Source organism: Pseudomonas sp. UBA6323, from assembly GCF_002439135.1.
Lineage (GTDB): Bacteria > Pseudomonadota > Gammaproteobacteria > Pseudomonadales > Pseudomonadaceae > Aquipseudomonas.
Map to the genome: position 1 here is coordinate 1 of NZ_DJSX01000020.1, position 22813 is coordinate 22813.

Sequence of the window (22813 nt, forward strand, 5' to 3'; positions counted from 1 at the left end):
TTCTGCACCTGCACCTGGGCGTTGTCCAGATCGGTACCGAGGGCGAAGGTCACGGTCAGGGTCAGCTTGCCGTCGGCGGTCGATTGCGACGACATATAGAGCATGCCTTCGACGCCGACGATGGCCTGTTCCAGCGGCGAGGCGACGGTTTCACCGATCACCTTGGGGTTGGCGCCGGGGAAGTTGGCGCGCACCACCACGGTCGGCGGTACCACCTCGGGGTATTCGCTGATGGGCAGCTGAAACAGGGATATACCACCGCCAATCAGGATCAGCAGCGACAGCACGGCGGCGAAGATCGGCCGCTGGATGAAGAATTGCGAGAAATTCATGGGTCTGTCCTCAAGGCGCGGGCTGGATCAGCCGCGCGGCGAGCGAGCTTCGATTTTTTCGGCGGCGATACGCGGGGCCTGGCTGCCATCGACGGCCTGGCGCATGCGGGCCAGCTGTTCGAGGGTGCTGTCATCGGCCATGGTCACTGGCTGTGGGTCGACGGTGGCGCCGGGCATGGCGCGTTGCAGGCCGTTGACGACGATCTTCTCGCCCTTGCTCAGGCCGCTACGGACGATGCGCAGGCCTTCGAGCTTCGGCCCCAGCTCGATGGCGCGGTAGGCCACGGCGTTGTTCTCACCGAGCACCAGCACGTACTTCTTGCCCAGGTCGGTGCCGACCGCTTCGTCCTTGATCAGGGTGGCGGCGTAGGGCTTGCTGCCCACCAGTTTCAGGCGCGCGTACAGGCCTGGGGTGTAGCGGCCGTCCTGGTTGTCGAACACGGCGCGACCACGAATGGTGCCGGTGCGCGGGTTGACCTGGTTGTCGAGAAAATCCAGCTGGCCCAGATGCGGGTGGCCGGCTTCATCGGACAGGCCGAGGTACACCGGGCTGGCGCCACGGGCGTCGGCACCGGACTCGCGGGCCAATTGCACGTATTTGAGGAAGGCACGCTCGTCGGCGTCGAAATAGGCGTAGACCTTGTCGGTGGAGACCACCGAGGTCAGCAGGCTCTGACCGGCGCCCACCAGGTTGCCCTCGGTGATCTCGGCGCGGCTGACGCGGCCATCGATGGGCGCGGTGATACGGGTAAACCCGAGGTTCAGGCGCGCATTTTCCAGCTCGGCGGCAATCGCTGCGACTTGAGCCTGGGCTTCAGTGGCGGCACTGGCACGGGCATCGGCGAGTTCGGCAGAAATGGCGTTGCTCTGGCGCAGGCGCTCGCCACGGCGTGCCTCGTTGGTGGCGCGCGCTTGGCTGGCACGGGCCTGTTGCAGCTGGGCTTCGAGGCGTTTGACTTCGGCCTGGAAGGGGCGCGGGTCGATCTGGAACAACAGATCGCCTTTCTTCACCAGGGTGCCCTCGTCGAAGGCGACCTTGTCGATATAGCCGGAAACGCGCGGGCGAATTTCGACGGATTGCGGCGCTTCGAGGCGGCCGGTGAACTCATCCCACTCGTTGACGGGTTGCTCGATGACTTCGGCCACGCTGACCTTGGGCGCAGGCATTTGTGCCTGGGTCTGCGCTGCCTGATCGCAACCGCTGAGGGTTAGGACACCGGCGAGGGCCAGGGGGAATATCCAAATGTTCTTGTGGTGCTGTTCCATGGGTGACTCCGCCAGTCGGATTTGTGGATGGACGGAGTCTGCTGCGAGTCTTGGAGGGCTACGAATCGAACGCCATGAAATTGAATATCATTGGGAATGATTGAGGGCGGACTTACATCAATTTCGATTCATGAAGAGCGCCGGTGTTCCGAAATGTACCTGAACGATGGCTGTATGGGATGATCAGAGGCTGTCCGGGTCGCCACAGAACATCTGGATGCGCGAGCGCAGCCAGCGCTCGGCGGGATCGTTATCCTGCGCGCCGCGCCAGGCCATGTGCAGTTCGAAGGCAGGTGTTTGCAGAGGCAGCTCCTCGGCGCGCAGGCCACCGGCTGCTGTCAGTGCGGCAGCGGTGTAATCCGGGACGGTGGCGACGATATCGGTTTCCGCCAGCAGACTGGCCAGGCCGTTGAACTGCGGCACTGCCAGCACCACATGGCGCTTGCAGCCGACCTTCTCCAGCTCCTCATCGATAAAACCGGTAAGGTCGCCCGCAAAAGACACCAGCGCATGCGGGCGCGCGCAGTAATCTTCCAGACTCAGCGCACCGGGCACGGTGTCGGCGCGCAGCAGTTTGGCCTTGCTGCGGCGCAACACCTTGCGCTTGGCATTGGCCGGCAGCTCCTCGGTGTAGGCCACGCCAACGGATATTTCCCCGGAGGCCAGCAGCCCCGGCATCATCAGGTAGTTGGTGCGACGGATCACCAGCACCACGCCGGGCGCTTCGGCGCGCAGGCGACGGAGCAGGGCGGGCAGCAAGGCGAACTCGACATCGTCGGAAAGCCCGATGCGGAACACTGCCTTGCTGGTAGCAGGGTCGAACTCGGCGGCGCGGCTGACGGCGGTGGAGATCGAGTCCAGCGCTGGCGACAGCAGGGCGAAAATCTCCTGCGCGCGTGGGGTCGGCTCCATGCTGCGGCCGGTGCGTACGAACAGGGGGTCATCGAACAGCGTACGCAGGCGAGCGAGCGCCGCACTGATAGCCGGCTGACCCAGGAACAGCTTCTCTGCGGCCCGAGTCACGCTGCGTTCATGCATCAGTGTCTCGAAGACGATCAGCAGGTTCAGATCGAGGCGGCGCAGATCGTTGCGGTTCATCCGGGTACCATTCGAGGGATACGGGCCTTGTCAGCACGGGCGTGCAATGAGAGCCTTTGGCCGGGCAATAGTACGGGCAGCGTGTAGCGGATGGAAAGATGCTGAATCACTGCCAGGCATGAAGACTATCGATAGAGTCTGATAGTGTCGCCGCCGCACAGCGGATAGAGTCCACAGTCAATGAAGTGTTAATCCGCGATCAAGCTCGAGGTAAGCGATGTCCCGCATGATCCGTTTCCATAAGTTCGGCGATGCCGATGTGCTCCAGTACGAAGAGGTTCCGACGCCCGTGCCCGGCCCTGGTGAGGTGCTGGTGCGCGTTCAGGCTGTCGGCCTGGGCTGGAACGACGTGCGCTGGCGGCAGAACCTGGCGTCAGAGCAGGCCAAGCTTCCGGCCGGTACCGGTTTCGAACTGGGCGGCACCGTGGCGGCGCTGGGTGATGGTGTGAGCGACCTGGAAGTTGGCACCGCCGTGGCCGGTTTCCCGGCGGGCACGCCGAACCGCTACCCGACCTGGGGTGATCTGGTGCTGATGCCCAGCCACGCCCTGACCCGTTATCCCGAGGTGCTCAGCCCGATCCAGGCCAGCGTGCACTACACCAGCCTGTTGTTCGGCTATTTGGCGCTGATGGATCTTGCCCACCTCAAGCCCGGCCAGCATGTGCTGATCACCGAGGCCAGCCACTGCATGGCGCCGCAGACCGTGCAACTGGCCAAGGCGCTGGGTGCCAAGGTCATCGTTTCCACCGGCTCACCGGAGGATCGCGAGTTCCTGCGTGGTCTGGGCGCCGACAAGGTGATCGTGACCGAAGAGCAGGACCTGGTCCTTGAAGTCGAGCGCTACACCGAAGGTAAGGGCGTCGAGGTGATTCTCGACCAGTGCGCCGGCCCGCAGATGAAACTGCTGGGTGATATCGCCGCACCGCGTGGCAAGCTGATCCTGTACGGGATCAACGGCGGCAACGACACGGCTTTCCCGGCTTGCGCCGCGTTCAAGAAGCACCTGCAGTTCTTCCGTCACTGCGTGCTGGACTTCACCGGTTGCCCCGAGTTGGGCATCGAGCCGAACGACGAGGCGGTGCAGCGCGCGCTCACGCATATCAACCAGATGACCGCGGACCGTCTGCTGACGCCGGTGATCGACAAGGTGTTCGATTTCGAGGACTTCGTCGAAGCGCATCGCTACATGGAAACCTGCCCGAATCGCGGCCGTGTGGCCCTGAAGCTGGCCACGGATTAAAGTCCGCGGCCACATGGTCGCTATAACCTAGGTCTACGTTCGTTCTAAGGAAAGGTTCATGAGTCTGGTTACCGGCGACGCGCTATCGCTGTTGTTGTTTCGTCTGCATAGCGGTCGTCTGCTGGGGATCAACCTGCTCAAGGTCAACGAGATCATTCCGTGCCCGGCCTTGACCAAGCTGCCCAACCGTCATCCCAACGTACGCGGCATCGCCACCTTGCGCGGTGCTGCGATGACGGTGATCGACCTGGCGCGCGCCATCGGCGAACGCGGCGCAGCTGATGAAGATGACGGTTGCCTGATCGTTACGGAGTTGAGCCGCTCGCGTCAGGGGCTACACGTGAAGAACGTCGAACGCATCGTGCAATGCTCCACCCGCGACGTGCGTCCGCCACCTGCCGGCTCGGGTAATCGCGCCTTCATCACCGGGGTGACCCAGATCGATGGCGCCATCGTGCAGATTCTCGATATCGAGAAGGTCCTGCACGATATCGCGCCGGCCTTGGAAGAAGCGCCCGTCGGCCTGCTCGAAGGCCAGGATGCCCGCCTGCTGCAAGGTCGCCGTGTGCTGCTGGTCGACGACTCGCAGGTGGCGCTGCAACAGACCCTCAACGTGCTGCGTCAGCTGGGCTTCGATTGCACGGCGGTGCGCAGCGGTCAGGCCGCCTTGCAGCAGCTGCATGAATACCATCAGGCCGGGATGCCCTTCGAGTTGCTGGTCTCGGATATCGAGATGCCTGAACTCGATGGCTACAGCCTGGTTCAGGAAATTCGCCGCAGCCCCGACATCGCCGAGACCTATGTGCTGCTGCACACCTCGCTGGACAGCACCATGAATACCGAAAAAGCCCGCTCAGTCGGTGCCAATGCGGTGCTGACCAAATTTTCCTCGGTCGATCTCAGCCAGGCTTTGCTCGACGCCTTCCGGCAAATGAGCGGGCAGCACTAGGCACGCCCTGCGGCGCAACTGCCGCCTGACTAGCTAGAGCCGTATATTTCCAAAATTGGTCGCGCGCAGGCCGTGAGCGGGCATGTGCTTTGGGCCAATGCGCCTCGCTGACCACTCGGCCAAGGAGCACGGAAGTCTTCGAGGCATAGTGGGCATGAGGTCAGTAGAGAAGTGCGACGGCATCCTCAAGGCAACAGGGCATGACCGAAGCGTGACCCGGAGAGTCGCCACCTTTTTCCAGCGCATGCCAGAACGGGCCGAAATGCAGGGCCGATCGGGGGAGGGCGCGCCACGATGAGCTGGCCTGACGCACGTCAGAACACCACTGCGTCACGGAATTGATACAGGTCAATAAAATTCTTTGCTTCGGCATTAATCCAGTTGGAATTTTTGTCGATGGAGCTGTCTATCAATCGACGGCGGTTGCGGTTCTCCTGGGCTGTAACTGGTTGACTTCTCTATGTAAAAGATCCTTATCAGGTCATTCCCGAAAATGGATGTTCTTTCCGAGTTCTTCGAGCGCACGAGCCTTCAAGGGCGACTGTTATTCGCCGGCCCGGTAGACGGCACCCTGGTGCTGGATAAACCCCCAGGCATGGCCTTCATTCACGTGGTCGAGCGCGGCGCACTGGATATGGTGCATTCCGACAAGCCCCGCGTCGCGATCGATCAACCCAGCGTGTTGTTCTGTCCCAGCTGTTGCTGCTACAAGCTGCGCGCCCACGAACCAGGTGGCGCGGATCTGATCTGCGCCTCGTTCCAGTTCGGGCGTTACGGTCAGCAGCCTTTCGAACTGGGCCTGGAGGAAACCCTGGTGTTTCCACTGAGTGCCCTGGAGCAGCTGGGGCCGGTGATCGGTTCGCTGGTCAACGAGTTCCGCACGCCGGCACCCGGGCGCAGCAAGGCGCTCAACCTGCTGTTCGAATATGTATTCGTTCTGCTGGTACGCCGTGCGGTGAACGAAGGGCGCATCACCAGGGGGCTGCTTTACGCCCTGCAGGACAGCCAACTGGGCCCGGCGCTGATCTGCATTCATCAGGAACCGCAGTTGGCCTGGAGCGTCGAGCGCCTGGCCGAACTGGCGAAGATGTCGCGGACCAAGTTCGCCGCGCTGTTCAACGAGGTGATGGGCATGACGCCGATGGCCTACGTGACGGCCTGGCGCATGAAGGTCGCGCAGGACCTGTTGCGTGAAGGAATGCCGATCAAGGTGATCGCCGACGCGGTGGGTTACAGCTCACAAGCGTCGTTCTCGCGCACCTTCGCCCAGCAGATCGGGCAACCGCCCGGCGAGTGGCTGCGCAGCGAGGGACTGGAACTGCCGGCCAAGCTGCAGGTGCAGATCTACCGCGATTGACCTTGCAGGCCCAGGGCGACTGACGCCCTGGGCTTGGCATCGCTCAGGCGACGACCGGGATCAACGGGTCAGCGGCGGCCAGTGCAATTTCGCGCTTGGCTTCCGGCGGATAGATCCACTGGGTGTTGATTTGCGTCTTGAGCTCTTTGCCTTCCTTGCCAGTCAGCACTACCTCGCGCTCCCAGCCTTCGGTGAACACCGCGCCCCAGGCGCCCAGATCCAGGCAGGTGACGTACTTGGGCTGACTGTAGGGAATCGGCTCCACGCCCAACAGATCGGCTACTGCGTTGTTACCGGATGAGCGGCCGAGGGCGATGGCGTGCTGACAGGTCATCAGCGCATGGTTGCCCAGGTCGTCCACCGCTGCATAAGCCGTATCGCCCGTGGCGTAGATGGCGTCCTGGCCCAGCACCTTGAGGTTGCGGTCGACATGCAGGCGGCCAAAGGCGTCACGCTCACCGTCGACTTGCTGCGTCAGCGGCGAGGCTTTCACACCGACAGTCCAGACCACGGTGCTGGCCTCGATTCGCTCGCCATTGTCGAGCTGCACACCCTGTTCATCGACCATCGAGACCGGGCTGCCGAGCTTCCAGGTCACACCGAGCGTATCGCTGGCTTCGGCGATCACTGTGGCGATCTGCTCGCCCATGGCGCTGCCGACCTGTTTGCCCATGTCGACGACAATGACGCGGATATCGGCCTCGTCACCGAGGATGGCACGCAGGCGCGCCGGCATCTCTGTAGCTGTTTCGATGCCGGTGAAACCACCGCCCACCACCACCACGGTATTGCGCGCCTGGCTGCTTGGCTGATGACGCAGTCCTTGCAGATGGCCCTCGAGCTTTTGCGCGGACTCCAGGCTGTCAACATCGAAGGCAAAACGGTCGATGCCGGCGAGCGGCGGACGCGCGACTTGGCTACCGGAGGCCAGGATCAACCGGTCATAAGTTAGTGCCAACTGTTCACCGCCGGCGTTGCGGTAGAACACCTGCTTGCCTTGTGCATCGATACGGGTGGCATAGCCCTGCACGAACTGCACACCGACCGCATCGAACAGTGGGCCGAGTGGAGCGACTGTGGTGTCCAGATCGGTTTCATAAAAGCGTGGACGTACCCGCAGTTCAGCTTGTGGAGCGAGGAGGGTAACGTCGATGTCGAGACGCTTGTGCTGTTCCAGCAAACGGATGGCGCTCAGCGCACTCCACATACCGCCGAAACCGGCACCGATGATTAAGATTTGCTGTTTCATATCGTGAGTTCCATAGCGAAGAAGAGAAAGGGTGGTGGCTGACTACGGAACGAATTCTGCTGTTGTATTGGATTAGTGTATTGATCCAATATCGCCAAAAATAATTAATCCACTTTGGAGCCTGTATGCCAGCCCACAAAGCCCCGCCACAAGTGATATTCCTGCCGTTAGGATCTGCTGAAGAGGGGGTCAGCCTGCAGGGTTGGCTTTACGAGTCGCTGCGCCGCGCGATCCTGAGCGGGCGTCTGCCTGCCGGCAGCAAATTGCCTAGCACTCGCGCGATGGCCGAGCATTACAGCCTGGCGCGAGGCACGGTACAGGCGGCTTATCAGCAACTGTTTTCCGAGGGATATCTACAGGCGCGCACAGGCAGCGGTACGCGGGTCAGCGAGGCGCTGCCTGACCCTACGCTGAATGCGGGATACGTGCGGCGCAAGGTAGTGGCCCAGGCGCAGGAGCAACGCACAGCTCCCGATACGCCCTGGGTCAGGCGTTTGGCCGAGATCGAGCCGATTTTTGCCCGGCGCACGGCACCTACCGGCCAGCGTCCGTTTTTTCCGCATCGCGGCGATATCCACGCCTTCCCCATCGATCTATGGCGCAAGCTGCATACGCAACAATTGCGCAGTTCACGGTTGACGATGCTGCTCGACGGCGACCCGGCGGGCTTGCCCGAGCTGCGCGAAGCCATCGCCGGCTACCTCGCCATTGCGCGCGGAGTACAGGTGTCACCGGAGCGTATCTTGGTGCTTGGCACCGTGCAGCAGGGGCTGGATATCTGCCTGCGCTTGCTGGCACCAGGCGACTCTCAAGTCTGGATGGAAGACCCTGGCTATCCTGGCGCACGGCAGTTGATGGATATTTCCGGCGTGAACCGCGTGGATGTGCCGGTGGATCGTTCCGGCCTCAAAGTGGACGAGGGGCTGCGCCTGGCGCCGGGCGCTCGATTGGCTTATGTCACGCCGTCACGTCAGGCGCCGCTAGGCGGTGAGCTGTCACCGGCACGACGTCTGGCCTTGTTGCGCTGGGCCGCGGAGCAGGGCAGTTACATCTTCGAGGACGACTACGACAGCGAATACCGCTTTATCGCCAAACCCATTCCCGCATTGCGTTCGATGCCGGGCGCCGAGCAGTCGGTCATCCTCGCCGGCACCTTCAGCAAGCTGCTGTTTCCCTCGATTCGCCTGGCCTATCTGGTGGTGCCCGAACACCTGGTCGAGAGTTTCACCCGTGCCGCGGCGCTGATGTCGCGACATGCCAACAGCCTGGCTCAAGCAGTGCTGGCCGACTTCATTCATGAAGGGCATTTTGACCGCCATGTACGGCGCATGCGCAAGATTTACGCAGCGCGCGCCGAAGCCTTCGCCGAAGCGGCGCACAGGTATTGGCGGGGGCTGATCGAGGTACCGGAAATCCGCGCGGGTATGGACATCGCCTGTCGTCTGCAGGTCGTGAACGAGCAGGACGCCTTCACCCGTTTGCAGGCGGCAGGCATCGACGTGCTGCCGCTGGCGAGTTACCGCGTCAATGCGCGGGCGCCAGGTCTGGTGATGGGCTTCGCACCCTACGAGGAGAGGGCAATCGAAGAGGCGGCACAGGCCGTCGCACGGGCCTTGCGCAGCTGATTGAGGGCTGCCCCGGCCAGGCCGGGGCAGCGACCATCAGAGGATGCTCAACGGGTATTCGACGAATGCCCGAATCTCGTTGAGATCCGGCCCTACGTCGGTGCTGGAGCGGTAGATGGAATTGCGCAGGCGCAGGTGCAGGTCCTTGGCAGCGCCACTCTGGATGGTGTAACCGATCTGGTTGAAGATCTCGCGCTCGGTACCGTTGTTGTCGCTGCCGGTATCGATGTTGTCACCGCGTACGTAAGCGAACTTGTAGCGCAGGCCTGGCACGCCGTACTCGGCGAAGTCCAGCTCGTAGCTGGCCTGCCAGGAGCGCTCGTCCTTCAGATTGAAGTCCGAGTAGTAGGAGTTGGCCAGGTAGATGCTAGCGCCGCCATCGCCGTAGTCATAGGCAAAGCCGGCATCTCCGCTGTTGCGCTGATGGGCGACGATGAAGGCATGGGCGCCGATGCTGTACTTGGCGGCCAGGCTCCAGATGGTGTTGCGGTCACCCTGGCCGTCACCGCCGAGGTCGACAGCGGCCACCGAGCCGGTGTCGTACTTGGTGCGATAGATGTTGAAATCTAAGTTCAGCGCCTGCTCCGCAGCCAGTGCCAGGTTGTAATTGACGTTGGCGTAGTAGCGCTTGTACATGTCCTCGAGGTCGGCGTGATAGACCGCCAGACTCAGGTCATCGCTGACAACGTAGCTACCGCCGAGCACGTCGATGCTCTTGAGGCGATTGGGGTCGCGCGCCGGGTCGCCCATTGGACTGTCGGCGGTGAAGCGACCGGCATTCAGTTCCAGCCCCTCGATCTCATTGCTGGTCACCAGCGTGCCCGTGAACGACTGCGGCAGCAGGCGGCTGTCGTCATGGCCCAGAACGGGCAGGGAAGGGAACTGGTTGCCGTACTTGATCACGGTATTGGAAACGCGCAGCTTCACCGCGCCACCAGCCTGGGACAGATCGTCCACTGGGCGGCCCTCGCTGTCGGTGTCGAAGAAGGCGCGATAGTTGCGACCACGACCACTGTCGAGCTTGACCCCGAGCAGGCCGAAAGCGTCGACACCGAAACCGACGGTGCCCTGAGTGAAGCCGGACTCGAAGGTGGCGATGAAGCCCTGGCCCCAACTCTTGGCGTCGTTGGTGTTGTCCTTATAGTCACGGTTGAAATAGGCGTTGCGCAGCAACAGATCGAGGCTGGCGTCCTCGATGAAACCCTTGGTTTCGGACTGGCTGCTGGCGTGCGCCAACTGCCCGCCCAGCGCGAGGCTGCAAGCCAGCGCGAGACAGTGTTTCTTGTGCATGGGTGCTCCCGGTGTTGGTGTGCTGTTCTAAACGCGCCTCACAGCGAGGTAAGGCCCGGCCCAGAGGGCGCGCTTAGAGTTATCACCCAGCCTGCCGATGCACTATTCAAGCTGATCGATGATGACTATCAACGACTTCGATGCGCCGTTGCGCTCGATCGACGATAGGCTTCGCCCCGATGAAGATTCCAGGGCGGCGGTTGTTGCATCACTCCCGGACGCCGTCGCCCAGGCTCTCCACTTCATCTCCTTTGGTTAAGACGACTTGTGGCCGCCTAGTGATCCAGCGCGGCCTTTTTTTGTCTTTCTCGGCCCGCCATGCAGGGTGGGCCAGGCAAGTGACTTAATGAAAGTCGCGGCTGCGTATGTCCAGTCCGGTCAGCATCGCTGTCATGTCCGTCAGGCGCCCGGCGATCACATGGAGCACGCCATCCTGCGTTTCCAGATGGCCGTCGATGCGCAGCATCTGCGACTGCACCAGGACTCGCCGCTGGCGCTCGGCCAAGTCATGCCAGACGACCACATTGACCATGCCGAACTCATCTTCGAGGGTGACGAAGATGACGCCGCTGGCGGTTTGCGGCCTTTGCCGGCCGATCACCAGGCCGGCGATGCTGACCGGGCGGCCGTGCTCGACCGCCTGCAGTTCACGTGAGCTCCGGCAGCGCCGCGCCCTTAGCGCCTGACGCAGCAGAGCCAGTGGATGCGCACCGAGGGTGGTGCCGAGCGTCGCATAGTCGGTCAGCAGATCTTCCCCTTGCGATGGGGCAGGCAGGCCCGGAGCGTCTTCATTCGGCGCAGATACACCGGCGAACAGCGGTAATTGTTCCTCGACGCCAGCCACCGCCCAGCGCGCCTGGTAGCGGTGGCCAGCCAGGCCGCCGAGCGCGCCGGCATCGGCCAGTCGCTCGCGTGCCGAGGCATCCAGGCGTGCGCGCACGCTGAGGTCCTCGACATCACGGAATGCACCTGACAGGCGCGCTTGTTCGATACGCCGTGCGTCGTCTTCGCGCATGCCACGAATCATCCTCAGCCCCAGGCGGATGGCCGGCTCGCCATGTTCATCTGGCTCCAGGCTGCAGTCCCAGTCGCTGTAGCGCACATCAACCGGGCGCACTTCGACGTCATGCCGCCGCGCGTCCTGCAGCACCTGATCAGGGCTGTAGAAACCCATCGGCCAGCTATTGACCAGGGCGCAGGCGTAGGCCGCGGGCTCGTGACATTTCAACCAGCAACTGGCGTAGGCGAGCAGGGCAAAGCTGGCGGCATGCGACTCGGGGAAGCCGTAGCTGCCGAAGCCCTCGATCTGGCGGAAGATCCGTTCGGTGAACGCCTGCGTGTAGCCCTTTTCCAACATGCGCGAGGTGAGTCGCTGGCGATGCGGTTCGAGGCCGCCATGGCGTTTCCAGGCAGCCATGCTGCGGCGCAGTTCATCCGCCTCGCCGGGTGTGTAGTCGGCAGCGACGATGGCCAGCTCCATGACCTGCTCCTGAAACAGCGGCACGCCGAGGGTGCGCTTGAAGACTGGCTTGAGTTCATCGGAGGGGTAGTCGATGTCCTCTTCGCCGTTTCGCCGGCGCAGATAGGGATGCACCATGTCGCCCTGGATCGGCCCTGGACGGACGATGGCCACCTGGATCACCAGGTCGTAGAACTCCTTCGGGCGCAGGCGCGGCAGCATCGCCATCTGTGCGCGGGACTCGATCTGGAACGCGCCAATGGTGTCTGCGCGGCTGATCATGGCGTAGGTGGCCGGGTCTTCCTTGGGCAGGGTAGCCAGGGTCCACTGCGTGCCGCGGTAGTGCTCGATCAGGCCGAAACAACGGCGCAGCGCGCTGAGTATGCCCAGGGCCAGCACGTCGACCTTGAGCAGGCCGACCCTGTCCAGATCATCCTTGTCCCACTGGATCACGGTGCGCTCGGCCATGGTCGTGTTTTCCACCGGCACCAGCGTGTCGAGCGCGTGCTCGGAAATGACGAAGCCGCCCGGGTGCTGCGACAGATGCCGGGGAAAACCGATCAGCTCGCCGGTCAGGATCAGCACGCGCCTGAGCAGCGGATTCTGCGGATCGAAGCCCGCTTCCAGCAGGCGCTCCGGTGTTGGCGGGCCGCTGCTCCAGCGGCCACAGCAGTCAGCCAGCGCATTGATCTGATCCGACGGCAAGCCAAGGGCTTTGGCGACGTCGCGTATCGCCCCGGCGCCGTGATAGGTGTTGACCACGGCGGTGAGCGCCGCACGCGTTCGCCCGTAGCGGCGGAACACGTACTGAATGACTTCCTCGCGGCGCTCATGCTCGAAATCGACGTCGATATCCGGTGGCTCGTTGCGCTCGCGGGAGAGAAAACGCTCGAACAACAGCCGGCTCTCGGTGGGGTCCAGCTCGGTGATGCCGAGCGCGAAGCAGACGCTCGAATTGGCCGCCGAACCCCGGCCCTGGCAGAGGATATGCTGCTCGCGGGCGAAGCGGACGATGTCATGCACGGTCAGGAAATAGCTTTCGTATTTCAGCTCGGCGATCAGCGCCAACTCGTACTCGATCTGCGCGCGGGCGGCGGCCGGCACGTTCTTGCCCCAACGCTCGGCAGCGCCACGCTCCACCAGAACGCGCAGCCAAGAGGTGGGGGCATGGCCTGCCGGTACCAGCTCGTGCGGGTAGTGATAATCCAGTTCGTCGAGATCGAAGTTGCAGCGTTCGGTGATGCGCAGCGATTGCGCAAGCAGCTCGGGCGGATACAGCTCGTGCAGCTCCTCAAGTCGGCGCAGATGTCGCTCACCATTGGCGAATAGATGGGCGCCAGCCTCGGCCACGGGCAGATGATGACGGATGGCGGTCATGCAGTCCTGCAGGGCGCGGCGGCCACGGGCATGCATGTGCACGTCGCCACAGGCCACCGCCGGCAAGTGGTGTGTGGCGGCCAGGTCGAGCAGGCGCTGCAGGTGCGCGCTATCGTCCGCGCCGCGATGCAGTTCAACGCCCAGCCACAGGCGCTCGGAGAAAACCGAGCGAAGCCAGGGCAGGGCGGTGGCCTCGCCTGCGCTGAGCCAGATGGCCAGCAGGCCATCGAGCGGCGCCACGAAATCCTCGTGTAGCAATCGGTAGGTGCCCTTTGCCGACCGGCGTCGTGCTCGGGTGATCAGGCCGCATAGCGCCTGATAGCCCGTCAGGTTCTCGGCCAGCAACACCAGCTTCGGGCCTTTCTCGATTTGCACTTCGCTGCCCACGATCAGCTTTACCCCGGTTTTTTTCGAGGCCTCCCAGGCGCGCACGATGCCGGCCAGGGTGCCCTCATCGGTGATCGCCAGGGCGCGATAACCCAGCCGAGCCGCACGCTCGAACAGCTCCTGGGCGCTGGATGCGCCGCGCTGAAAGGTGAAATTCGACAGGCAATGGAGTTCGGCGTAATCGCTCATGCGAACCACCCGTGCAGCAGCAATGGCCCATCATTGCCGACCGGGCGATACGCCCAGCCGCGCTGGCCGGCACGGGTCTGCACTACGTAATAGTCGCGGCGCACATCCTCGCCGTCCCACCAGCCGGACTCGATGCGCTCGGGGCCGGCGAGGATGCGTAGCGAGGCCTCGTGCAGCGGCTGGGCTTCGCTCAGCAGCCAGCCGGGGCGCGGGCCGCTGGGTGGCAGTACGGGGCTGGCCGATTCGTTGATCCAGGCACGCTCGGGGCGGTGATCGGCTCTGGCACCCAGGCCATGCAGGGCGTCATCGCCGAGGCGAGCCCGTAGCCGCTCGCGTAGTTGCTCCCAGGGCTGGCTCTGTTGTGGGCGCTCATCGAACAGTTGCTGATGCTGCGGCGCAAAGACTGGCAACTCCCGCGCCACCAACCGCACGGCCAGCACCGGTGCCGGTAGTTGCTGGTGCTCCAGGCGCCCGCGCGTCAGCTCGAACAGCATGCCGGGATCACGCTCGGCGCTGAGCAGGCCCACCTGCACCTGCGTATCGGCATTCGTGCGGTGTTCCAGGTGCAGGACGAAACGCTGCACGCCACTGTCACGCCCGGCCAGGTAGGCGGCCAGGTCGGCCGTCAGCCGACGCAACGGGAACAGCAGCGCCTGATGGGATTCCACCTCGAAATTCAGCTCGATGCGGGCATCGAATACATCCGCGGGCGTATAGAAATCCAGCGCCAGCGGGCGCTGGCCAAGCAGGGTATCGAGGTGACCCAGCACATCGGCAGGAAAGCGCCTGGCCAGGCTGTCACGCGGCAGAGCCAACAGCTGCCGCAATTGCCTGAGGCCCATGCGGTTGAACGCCGTGGTTGTCGCCGGGGAAAGCCCGAGCCGGTCCACCGGCAGCGAATCGAGCATCTGCCTGAGCTTCTGCCCATCGCTCGCCATCAGGCCATCACCGATATTGACCAGCACCCGCGCAGCGGCCGGATTCGGGGCGACGGCAATGCGGTGCTGGAAGGCCAGCGCCGATAGCTCGGCGCGCAGACGTGCCTCGAAACGCGGCCAGGGGCCGAACAGCCCCAGGCTCGATTGCACCTCCAGCAGCAGGCAACGCGGGTAATGCAGGCTGACCTGGGCGCTGAAGCCATAGGCCCAGGCGGCCAGAAACTGCTGCCAGCGCTCGATGGCCGCGAGGTCGTATTCCGCACTGGCGAAGCCGCGCGTCAGCGCCTGCGCCGCCGTCAGTGACTGGCCGGGTTTCAGCCCCAGGGCGCGGGCCGCCGGGTTGACGGCCTGCAGCACGCGCCGTTGTGGCGAGCCAGTAAGCAGCGCCAACGGCTCGTCGGGATTGGTGCGGTGACGCTGCACGCCGTCCATGGCCAGTTGCGGCAGCAGGATGCAAGCCCAGAGCATGGCAGGCTCAATGCCAGGCAAAGGCGAGCGGCCGCGCAGGCGGTAACCCGCCTCGGCACTTGATCACCCGCAGTTGTGCCGGCTGGCTTTCGAGCACCAGGCGCAGCGCCGCGGGTGACGGGTTGGCAGCCTCTGCCTGCGGCCGATAGGCGAATGCCAGGGTTTGCCCGGTCGCGGCGGCCACCTGCAGGCGCCTCAGGGCGCGGTCATCGGCCTGGCGCAACCAGCTCAGCACCGCGCCACAACTGCCCGAGCGCAGGCATTGCTCGGCCGCCCACAAGGCGTCGCGGCCCTCGGCCTGGATGATGCTCAGTTGGCGCAGATCGATGCCGGCCTGAATCCAGGCCTGAGGGTAGGGCAGGTGAGGCGGGGCGACCAATACGACCCGCTCGCTGACGGCCGTCAGCCTGGCAAGGGTCGGCCACAACAGGCTCAGCTCGCCGATGCCCGGCACGGCTGTGAGAATTTCGCTGAGCGCAGCCGTGGGCCAGCCGCCACCGGGCAGTGCGGCGTCGAGAAAACGGTGTCCGGTTGAGAAATTGGCGCTCGCTGGCGATGAAGCGGCCTGACCTCGCCATACACGGCGAGCGTCGATCAGCCGGTCGAGCGCAACCACGGATGACATGGGCAATGACCAAGAATGCTGTATATGGATACAGTATTGTGTTGGCCGCCGTAGAGGTCAAGGGTCTGAACAGGGCAGTTCGTCGCCGTCCATGATCGAGCGCGATGCGATAAGTGGTCGTCCAATATGGCAGAACATCGGAGGGGCGCACCTGTCAGCTGATAGGTCACCTTCAGGAAGAATTGCCATGAACGAACACACCGACAACGACCTCCACGACTGGCAGCGCTACGCGTCGCTTGGTAGTGGTCTGGCGCTAGTGGGCGCCGGTTTACGGCGCGGCGGATTGCTGGGCCTGGCGGGCGCCGCGCTAGGCGGGTGTTTGCTGGCTCGCGGCCTTGGCGGGCATCACGAGCTCAAGCGCGCGCGGCTGGCCGACCCACTCGGGCCAGGTGCCGAAAAGGCCCGTTATGCGCATATGCCGCTGGATTCCGAAGTGCACAGCCCGGACTTCGCCACGCAAGGCGCGCTGCCCGATACCACACCGATGGGGCACGAACGGTCAAGGCCATGAGCGCTTCGTTCGACCTGACGCGGTTCGTCGAGGCGCAGCAGCGCGATTATGCGCGGGCCCTCGATGAGCTGTGTGCCGGGGCCAAGCGCAGCCACTGGATTTGGTACGTATTCCCGCAATTGCGCGGCCTGGGCCGCAGCGAAATGGCCGAGCACTACGGCATCAGCGGGCTGGCCGAGGCTCGGGCCTACCTGGCGCACCCGCTGCTCGGCCCGCGCCTGGAAGATTGCGTGCGAGCGCTGTTGTCCCATCGCGGGCGCCCTGTGCGGCAGATCATGGGCTCGCCGGACGACCTCAAGCTGCGTTCAAGCATGACCTTGTTTCAGGCCGCCGCGCCGACGCAGCCGCTGTTCGCCGAGGTGCTGCAGGCGTTCTACGACGGTGAGCAGGATGCTGCGACCTTGCAGCGCCTGTAAGCCTCAGGACTCGCTGCGGCGGACGGGCCAGATACCGCCGTCGCCGACCACCAGGATGCGCTGATCGGGCTCTGCGCGGAAGGTCATGGTGCCGGTGAAGCTGCCGAATGCCGGCAGCAGGCTGACCTCATCGCCCAGTACGAAACAGGGCAAGCGCAGGCGTTGTCGGCCCCGGCCATGCAGCGTGTAGGCCGGGTGCACGTGGCCGGCCAGCACGTGGTGCGTAGTATGAGCGCGAGGCTCATGCTGCAGGGCGAAGGGGCCGAGCAACAGCGGTTCTTCCACCACTGCGATGCGCAAGTCTTCAGGCGGGTCGCCTGCACGTTTGTCGTGGTTGCCGCGCACCAGGGTCATGGCCAGCGTGGCGTGACGCTCTCGCCATTCCGCCAGCGCCGCCAGGGTGGCCGGCGTGCGTGAGCCGGGGGCGTGGAGAAAATCGCCGAGAAAGATCAGTTGCTGGCAGTCGAAACGCTGCAACAGGGCGTCCAGCCGCTGCAGATTGGCGGCGGTGGTGCCCTGAGGCACCGGCTGGCCCAGGGCGCGATAGGCGGCGGCCTTACCGATGTGAATGTCGGCGATCAGCAGCGCCTGCTGTTGCGGCCACCAGATGGCCTTGTCCGCCAGCAGCCAGAGTTCGGCACCGGCCAGTTGCACGCTGTGATAATGGGTAGGGTTTTCGGTCATAGGTCTCTATCAGCGGCGTTTTTTCGGGCGCTGCGCCGGTGGCCGGGGCAGGCCGTCCTTGCCCTGACGCGGGGAGCGGCCTTTGCGCGGCGCTGGGCGCTCATCGTCGATGGCGAATGCCGGGTCCTGATAACCGCCTGGCCCAGCGGCCTGTTCCAGATCGGCGACCATGCGCCGGATACGGTCGGCAAGTTTCTCCGAACTCAGGCTTTCGCGGAAGCGCTCCACCAGCAGCGGGAAGGCGAACGGCGTGGCGCGCTTGACCGTGCGGATATCCAGGCGGCGAGACTGCAGGCGCTGCAAGGTGTGCTGCAGGCGCTGCACGTCCAACTCCTGGCGCAACACTTCTTCCTGGGCCTGGCTGAGCAGCAGGTTGCCCGGGTCGTATTGGCTGAACACGTCGAAGAATAGCGCGCTGGAGGCCTGCAGCTGGCGGGCGCTCTTCGGCGCGCCGGGGTAGCCGCTGAACACCAGGCCGGCGATACGGGCAATCTCGCGAAAACGCCGGCGCGCCAGTTCGCCAGCGTTGAGGCTGGCGAGCACGTCGGACAGCAAGTCGTCCGTGCTGAACAGCGCGGGCGTGAGCCTCGCAGCAAAATCCACCTCACTGGGGCACAGCAGCTCCAGGCCGTAGTCGTTGACCGCGATGGACAGGCTCAGCGGCTGTTCGCGGGCCAGGCGCCAGGCCAGCAGGCTGGCCAGCCCCAGGTGCACCGAGCGGCCGGCGAAGGGGTAGAGGAACAGGTGCCAGCCCTCGCGGGATTTCAGCACTTCCGCCAGCAGGGTGGTTGCGCCGGGCAGGGCGGACCAGGCTTGTTGCACGTCGAGCAATGGACGCAGCAACTGCATCTCAGGGCCAGGGTATTCAGCCCGGGCGGCGGCATCGAGCTTGGCCAGCACGGCGTCCGCCAGTTCGCTTGAGAGCGGCATGCGCCCGCCATTCCAGCGCGGGATCGCGGCCTTGCGGCTGGTGGCGCGGCGCACGAAGACGGTCATGTTTTCCACCCGCACCAGTTCCAGCGTGCGACCAGCGAAAAGAAAGGTATCGCCGGGGCGTAGGCGGGCGATGAAGCCTTCCTCGACGCTACCCAGAGAGCCTCCGCCGCCGCCTTTGCTCCAGTATTTCACCGCCAGGCTGGCGTCACTGACGATGGTGCCGATGCTCATGCGGTGGCGCCGCGCCAGGCGCGCATCGGGCACCTGCCACAGGCCGTTGGCGTCCGGCTCGGCACGACGGTAATCGGGATAGGCAGTCAGCGAATGGCCGCCGTGGCGGATGAAGGCCAGCGCCCATTGCCATTCGTCCTCGCTGAGGCTGCGATAGGCCCAGGCACTGCGCACCTCGGCCAGCATGGCATCGGCCTGGAAACCACCGCCCAGGGCCATGCTCACCAAGTGCTGGACCAGCACGTCGAGCGGCTTGTCCGGCGAAAGCCGCGCCTCGACCTTGCGCTCGGCCACGGCGGTTTGCGCGGCGGCAGCTTCCAGCACTTCCAGGCTGTGGGTGGGCACCAGGGTGGCGCGGGACGGGCGGCCCGGGGCATGGCCGGAGCGGCCGGCACGCTGCATGAGACGAGCCACGCCCTTGGGCGAACCGATCTGCAGCACCCGTTCCACCGGCAGAAAATCCACGCCCAAGTCCAGGCTGGACGTGCACACCACGGCTTTCAGCCGGCCTTCCTTGAGCGCCAGTTCGACCCAGTCGCGCACCTCCCGCGACAGCGAGCCGTGGTGCAGGGCCAGCAAGCCGGCCCAGTCCGGACGCGCCTCGAGCAGCGCCTGATACCAGGTTTCAGCTTGCGAGCGGGTGTTGGTGAACACCAGTGCGGTGCTGCTGACGTCCAGCTCCTCGACCACCTGCGGCAGCATGCGCAACCCCAAGTGCCCAGCCCAGGGGAAGCGCTCCAGTCCGGGCGGCAGCAGGCTGTCGATGCGCAGGTCCTTGGCCAGCTTGCCCTGGACCAGGCGCCCGGCCGGCATCAGCACCTCACGGGCATGCTCGAGGTTGCCAAGGGTGGCGGACAGCGCCCACACCAGCAGCTCCGGGTGCCACAGGCGCAGGCGCGCCAGGGCCAGTTGCAGCTGCACGCCGCGCTTGTTGCCGAGCAGCTCGTGCCACTCGTCGATCACGACCATGCGCAGGTGGGCGAAGGCTTCGCGGGCATCGGTGCGGGTCAGTAGCAGGGTCAGGCTTTCCGGCGTGGTGATCAGGGTGCTGGGCAGTTTGCGGCTCTGCCGGGCGCGTTCGGCAGAGCCGGTGTCGCCGGTGCGCAGGCCGATGTTCCAGGGAATCTGCAGATCATCCAAGGGCGCCTGCAGGGCACGGGCGGTGTCGGCGGCAAGGGCGCGCATCGGGGTGATCCAGAGTACGGTCAGCGGCGCCATGACCGGCTTCTTGCGGCGCGGGCTGGCCATGGCGGCTGCCGCGGGCGTGGCGAAACGGTCCAGGGCCGCGAACCACACCGCGTAGGTTTTGCCGGCGCCGGTGGAGGCGTGCAACAGGCCCGACTCGCTTGCCTTGACCGCCTGCCAGACTTCCTTCTGAAAGGCGAAGGGCTTCCAGCTGCGCTGGGCGAACCAGGCGCCGGACAGACTGCGACGACGAACGGGTTGGTCCATCAGAGCAGGCCCTGCAGCGTGGCCAGGGTGTCGGCGTCCTCCACTTGCTTGTCGGTGCGCCAACGCAGCATCCGCGGAAAGCGCACGGCGACGCCGCTCTTGTGCCGTTTGGACAGGGCGATGCCCTCGAAGCCCAGCTCGAACACCAGGGTCGGGGTGACGCTGCGCACCGGGCCGAATTTCTCCACGGTGGTCTTGCGAATGATCGCATCGACCTTGCGCATCTCGTCGTCGGTAAGCCCGGAGTAGGCCTTGGCGAAGGGCACCAGCACGCGCTCGCCGGGGGCGGAGTCGTCCCACACGGCGAAGGTGTAGTCGCTGTACAGGCTGGCGCGGCGACCGTGGCCGCGCTGGGCATAGATCAGTACCGCATCGACGCTGAACGGGTCGATCTTCCACTTCCACCACAGGCCAAGATCGCGGGTGCGGCCGACCCCGTACAGGGAGTCGCGGCGCTTGAGCATCATGCCTTCCACGCCCAGCTCGCGGGAGGCTTCGCGCTGGCGGGCGAAGTCCTGCCAGTCGCGGCCGGTGAGTTGTGGCGAGAGCTGCAGGCGCGCATCGCCGACTTCTGCCACCAGCAACTCCAGCCGTGCACGGCGCTCGTCCTGGGGGCGGCTGCGCCAGTCTTCGCCACGCCACTCCAGCAGGTCGTAAGCCAGCAGCGCAGCGGGCACTTCTTCCAGCAGTTTCTTGCTCAGAGTCTTGCGGCCGATGCGCTGTTGCAGCAGGGCGAAGGGTTGAATGCCGAACACCGCGTCACTGCCTGTGGCGGGCTCCTTCCAGGCCACCAGCTCACCATCGAGTACGCTGCCGTCCGGCAACGCCTCGGCCAGTTCGTGCAGCTCCGGGAAGCGCTCGGTGATCAGCTCCTCGCCGCGGGACCACAGCCACAGGCGACCGTCGCGCTTGACCAGCTGCGCGCGAATGCCGTCCCACTTCCATTCCACCAGCCAGTCGCTGGCCGGCCCCAGCTGAGCGTCGAACTGCTCCAATGGCTGCTGCAGCGGATGGGCGAGGAAGAAGGGGTAGGGCTGGCCGCCGCGCTGGGCGTGCTCGTCCTCCGACTCGGCGGCGATCAGTGCCAGGTAGCGCTGTGCGGACGGCCGATGCGACAGGTCGGTGTAACCCACCAATCGCTGCGCCACGCGCTTGGCGTCGATCTGCGCCAGGCCGGCCAGGGCACGGGTCACCAGAAGCTTGGAGACGCCGACGCGAAAGGCGCCGGTGAGCAGCTTGAGGCTGACCATCAGGCTTTGCCGATCCAGCTGCGCCCATAAAGGTGGCAGGCGCTCGGCTAGCTCCTCGGGCGGTAGGCCGCGCAGGGGCAGCAGTCGTTCTTCCAGCCACCAGGCCAGGCCCTCGTCGGAGGCGTGCGGGGATTCGGGCAGGAGCAGGGCGATGGTTTCCGCCAGGTCGCCAACGGCCTGGTAGCTCTCCTCGAACAACCAGTCGGACAGGCCGGAAAGCCGGGTGGCCAGCTCGCGCAGCACCCGGGTCGGCACGACCTGACGTGGTCGGCCGCCGGCCAGAAAATACACCGCCCAGGCCGCATCGGCTGGCGGCGCTTCGGCGAAATACTCCTGCATGGCCTGCAGCTTGGCGTTGCTGGAGGTGGTGGCGTCCAGCCGGGCGTAGAGTTCGGCGAAGGCTTTCATGAGGTCGGCTCCACGTCGTCTTCATCGCCGTATTCGGTCTGGAAGGCGCGGGCATCGAGACCTTGCTCGCGCAGGTGGCGCACCAGCACGTTGACCTGGCCGTGGGTGACCATCACCCGTTCGGCGCCGGTCTGTTCGATGGCCCACAGCAGGCCAGGCCAGTCGGCGTGGTCGGAGAGGGCGAAGCCGCGGTCCACGCCACGCCGCCGACGCGTGCCGCGCAGCAGCATCCAGCCGCTGGCGAAGGCGTCGCTGTAGTCGCCAAAACGGCGCATCCATGTGCTGCCGCCGGCCGAGGGCGGGGCGAGGATCAGCGCCTGGCGCAGCAGCGGGTCATTTTTGGCGATATCACCGGCGTAACGAGTGGCCGGCAGATGCACGCCGCCGGCGCGATACACCTCGTTCAGCGGCTCGACGGCGCCGTGCACCAGGATCGGGCCGATGCTGGCGTCGATGCCGTGGAGGATGCGCTGGGCCTTGCCGAAGGCATAGGCGAACAGCACGCTGGCCTTGCCGGCCGCAGCATTGGCGCGCCACCAGGCGTCGATGCCGGCGAATATCTCGGCCTGGGACGGCCAGCGGTAGATTGGCAGGCCGAAGGTGGATTCGCTGATGAAGGTGTGGCAACGCACCGGCTCGAAGGGCGCGCAGGTGCCGTCCGGCTCGACTTTGTAATCCCCGGAGGCGACCCAGACTTCGCCCTGGTATTCCAGACGCACCTGGGCAGAACCGAGCACGTGCCCGGCGGGATGAAAACTCAGGGTTACGCCGTGGTGCTCGAGCCGCTCGCCGTAGGCCAAGGTCTGCAGGCGGATATCGTCGCCCAGGCGTGAACGCAGAATGCCTTCGCCAGGTGCCGCCGCCAGATAGTGCCCATTGCCGCGTCGGGCGTGATCGCCGTGGGCATGGGTGATGATCGAGCGTTCCACTGGCCGCCATGGGTCGATGTAGAAATCACCGGGCGGGCAGTAAAGACCTTCGGGACGGGCAACGACCAGATCCATGAATTCCCCTTGGCGCATTGTTGGAACTTAGAGCGACAGGCAGGAGATTAGGTTCGGATTTCAGGCGCG

The 22813-nt window shown here is 64.9% G+C and carries 18 protein-coding genes; 6 read left to right on the forward strand and 12 right to left on the reverse strand.

All coding sequences use genetic code 11. The features are described from left to right. The 3 genes from B3P22_RS05280 to B3P22_RS05290 all read right to left on the reverse strand — a co-directional run. A partial coding sequence (locus B3P22_RS05280) for an efflux RND transporter permease subunit (RefSeq protein ID WP_296270218.1) occupies positions 1 to 332 on the reverse strand: 332 nt, incomplete at its 3' end. A gap of 27 nt (positions 333 to 359) precedes the next feature. Next, positions 360 to 1598 carry a multidrug efflux RND transporter periplasmic adaptor subunit MexE gene (gene mexE, locus B3P22_RS05285; protein WP_296270219.1) on the reverse strand — a complete coding sequence of 413 codons (1239 nt, stop codon included), beginning with the start codon at positions 1596 to 1598 and terminating at the stop codon, positions 360 to 362. A gap of 183 nt (positions 1599 to 1781) precedes the next feature. Then, a complete protein-coding gene (locus B3P22_RS05290) occupies positions 1782 to 2696 on the reverse strand; it encodes a LysR family transcriptional regulator (RefSeq protein WP_232106201.1) in 915 nt (304 codons plus the stop codon). 217 nt (positions 2697 to 2913) lie between these two features. On the opposite strand from B3P22_RS05290, the gene B3P22_RS05295 reads away from it, so the two are divergent. The 3 genes from B3P22_RS05295 to B3P22_RS05305 all read left to right on the forward strand — a co-directional run bounded on the left by B3P22_RS05295 (position 2914) and on the right by B3P22_RS05305 (position 6242). Next, complete coding sequence (locus B3P22_RS05295; protein WP_296270220.1) at positions 2914 to 3936, forward strand: zinc-dependent alcohol dehydrogenase family protein; 1023 nt, start codon at positions 2914 to 2916, stop codon at positions 3934 to 3936. A gap of 58 nt (positions 3937 to 3994) precedes the next feature. Then, positions 3995 to 4885: a chemotaxis protein CheV gene (locus tag B3P22_RS05300; RefSeq protein WP_296270221.1), complete on the forward strand. Its 891-nt coding sequence runs from the start codon at positions 3995 to 3997 to the stop codon at positions 4883 to 4885. A gap of 493 nt (positions 4886 to 5378) precedes the next feature. After that, the gene (locus B3P22_RS05305) at positions 5379 to 6242 is read left to right on the forward strand and encodes an AraC family transcriptional regulator (protein WP_296270222.1); all 864 of its coding nucleotides are present in this window, start codon (positions 5379 to 5381) and stop codon (positions 6240 to 6242) included. A 43-nt stretch (positions 6243 to 6285) separates the two neighbouring features. Here B3P22_RS05305 and B3P22_RS05310 read toward each other — a convergent pair whose 3' ends face one another. After that, positions 6286 to 7491 (reverse strand): NAD(P)/FAD-dependent oxidoreductase, encoded by a 1206-nt coding sequence (locus tag B3P22_RS05310; protein WP_296270223.1) that lies wholly within the window; start codon positions 7489 to 7491, stop codon positions 6286 to 6288. A gap of 125 nt (positions 7492 to 7616) precedes the next feature. On the opposite strand from B3P22_RS05310, the gene B3P22_RS05315 reads away from it, so the two are divergent. Beyond that, positions 7617 to 9116 carry a PLP-dependent aminotransferase family protein gene (locus B3P22_RS05315; protein ID WP_296270224.1) on the forward strand — a complete coding sequence of 500 codons (1500 nt, stop codon included), beginning with the start codon at positions 7617 to 7619 and terminating at the stop codon, positions 9114 to 9116. Positions 9117 to 9152: 36 nt separating this feature from the next. Here the strand turns inward: B3P22_RS05315 and B3P22_RS05320 are convergent, their stop codons facing one another. From B3P22_RS05320 to imuA, 4 genes are all read right to left on the reverse strand, one after another. Continuing rightward, entirely contained in the window at positions 9153 to 10406 is a 1254-nt protein-coding gene (locus tag B3P22_RS05320; RefSeq protein ID WP_296270225.1) for an OprD family porin, read from the reverse strand. A gap of 343 nt (positions 10407 to 10749) precedes the next feature. Beyond that, the gene (locus tag B3P22_RS05325) at positions 10750 to 13818 is read right to left on the reverse strand and encodes an error-prone DNA polymerase (RefSeq protein ID WP_296270226.1); all 3069 of its coding nucleotides are present in this window, start codon (positions 13816 to 13818) and stop codon (positions 10750 to 10752) included. Continuing rightward, on the reverse strand, positions 13815 to 15224 hold the full coding sequence (locus tag B3P22_RS05330; protein WP_296270227.1) for a Y-family DNA polymerase: 1410 nt from the start codon (positions 15222 to 15224) through the stop codon (positions 13815 to 13817). Before B3P22_RS05330 ends, B3P22_RS05325 begins: the two co-directional genes overlap by 4 nt. Before the next feature lie 7 nt (positions 15225 to 15231). Beyond that, positions 15232 to 15849 carry a translesion DNA synthesis-associated protein ImuA gene (imuA, locus tag B3P22_RS05335; RefSeq protein WP_296270228.1) on the reverse strand — a complete coding sequence of 206 codons (618 nt, stop codon included), beginning with the start codon at positions 15847 to 15849 and terminating at the stop codon, positions 15232 to 15234. Positions 15850 to 16036: 187 nt separating this feature from the next. On the opposite strand from imuA, the gene B3P22_RS05340 reads away from it, so the two are divergent. Together B3P22_RS05340 and B3P22_RS05345 are read left to right on the forward strand one after the other, a co-directional pair. Further along, the gene (locus B3P22_RS05340) at positions 16037 to 16363 is read left to right on the forward strand and encodes a hypothetical protein (protein WP_197855717.1); all 327 of its coding nucleotides are present in this window, start codon (positions 16037 to 16039) and stop codon (positions 16361 to 16363) included. Further along, positions 16360 to 16779, forward strand: a complete 420-nt coding sequence (locus B3P22_RS05345) for a DUF1810 domain-containing protein (protein ID WP_197855716.1) — start codon at positions 16360 to 16362, stop codon at positions 16777 to 16779. Before B3P22_RS05340 ends, B3P22_RS05345 begins: the two co-directional genes overlap by 4 nt. 3 nt (positions 16780 to 16782) lie before the next feature. On the opposite strand, the gene pdeM is transcribed toward B3P22_RS05345, so the two are convergent. The 4 genes from pdeM to B3P22_RS05365 are packed head-to-tail and all read right to left on the reverse strand — an operon-like array spanning position 16783 to position 22744. Next, positions 16783 to 17463 (reverse strand): ligase-associated DNA damage response endonuclease PdeM, encoded by a 681-nt coding sequence (gene pdeM / locus B3P22_RS05350; RefSeq protein WP_296270229.1) that lies wholly within the window; start codon positions 17461 to 17463, stop codon positions 16783 to 16785. A gap of 9 nt (positions 17464 to 17472) precedes the next feature. Continuing rightward, positions 17473 to 20082, reverse strand: coding sequence for a ligase-associated DNA damage response DEXH box helicase (locus B3P22_RS05355; protein ID WP_296270230.1), 2610 nt, complete (start codon positions 20080 to 20082; stop codon positions 17473 to 17475). Continuing rightward, complete coding sequence (locus tag B3P22_RS05360) at positions 20082 to 21740, reverse strand: ATP-dependent DNA ligase (RefSeq protein ID WP_296270231.1); 1659 nt, start codon at positions 21738 to 21740, stop codon at positions 20082 to 20084. The genes B3P22_RS05355 and B3P22_RS05360 overlap by 1 nt, the downstream gene beginning before the upstream one ends. Then, positions 21737 to 22744 carry a ligase-associated DNA damage response exonuclease gene (locus B3P22_RS05365; RefSeq protein ID WP_197855712.1) on the reverse strand — a complete coding sequence of 336 codons (1008 nt, stop codon included), beginning with the start codon at positions 22742 to 22744 and terminating at the stop codon, positions 21737 to 21739. Before B3P22_RS05365 ends, B3P22_RS05360 begins: the two co-directional genes overlap by 4 nt. Between the last annotated feature and the right edge of the window lie 69 nt (positions 22745 to 22813).

Coding starts and splice junctions, on each gene's coding strand:
- mexE (WP_296270219.1), bottom strand. CDS start 1,598: ATGGAACAGCACCACAAGAACATTTGGATATTCCCCCTGGCCCTCGCC.
- B3P22_RS05290 (WP_232106201.1), bottom strand. CDS start 2,696: ATGAACCGCAACGATCTGCGCCGCCTCGATCTGAACCTGCTGATCGTC.
- B3P22_RS05295 (WP_296270220.1), top strand. CDS start 2,914: ATGTCCCGCATGATCCGTTTCCATAAGTTCGGCGATGCCGATGTGCTC.
- B3P22_RS05300 (WP_296270221.1), top strand. CDS start 3,995: ATGAGTCTGGTTACCGGCGACGCGCTATCGCTGTTGTTGTTTCGTCTG.
- B3P22_RS05305 (WP_296270222.1), top strand. CDS start 5,379: ATGGATGTTCTTTCCGAGTTCTTCGAGCGCACGAGCCTTCAAGGGCGA.
- B3P22_RS05310 (WP_296270223.1), bottom strand. CDS start 7,491: ATGAAACAGCAAATCTTAATCATCGGTGCCGGTTTCGGCGGTATGTGG.
- B3P22_RS05315 (WP_296270224.1), top strand. CDS start 7,617: ATGCCAGCCCACAAAGCCCCGCCACAAGTGATATTCCTGCCGTTAGGA.
- B3P22_RS05320 (WP_296270225.1), bottom strand. CDS start 10,406: ATGCACAAGAAACACTGTCTCGCGCTGGCTTGCAGCCTCGCGCTGGGC.
- B3P22_RS05325 (WP_296270226.1), bottom strand. CDS start 13,818: ATGAGCGATTACGCCGAACTCCATTGCCTGTCGAATTTCACCTTTCAG.
- B3P22_RS05330 (WP_296270227.1), bottom strand. CDS start 15,224: ATGCTCTGGGCTTGCATCCTGCTGCCGCAACTGGCCATGGACGGCGTG.
- imuA (WP_296270228.1), bottom strand. CDS start 15,849: ATGTCATCCGTGGTTGCGCTCGACCGGCTGATCGACGCTCGCCGTGTA.
- B3P22_RS05340 (WP_197855717.1), top strand. CDS start 16,037: ATGAACGAACACACCGACAACGACCTCCACGACTGGCAGCGCTACGCG.
- B3P22_RS05345 (WP_197855716.1), top strand. CDS start 16,360: ATGAGCGCTTCGTTCGACCTGACGCGGTTCGTCGAGGCGCAGCAGCGC.
- pdeM (WP_296270229.1), bottom strand. CDS start 17,463: ATGACCGAAAACCCTACCCATTATCACAGCGTGCAACTGGCCGGTGCC.
- B3P22_RS05355 (WP_296270230.1), bottom strand. CDS start 20,082: ATGGACCAACCCGTTCGTCGTCGCAGTCTGTCCGGCGCCTGGTTCGCC.
- B3P22_RS05360 (WP_296270231.1), bottom strand. CDS start 21,740: ATGAAAGCCTTCGCCGAACTCTACGCCCGGCTGGACGCCACCACCTCC.
- B3P22_RS05365 (WP_197855712.1), bottom strand. CDS start 22,744: ATGGATCTGGTCGTTGCCCGTCCCGAAGGTCTTTACTGCCCGCCCGGT.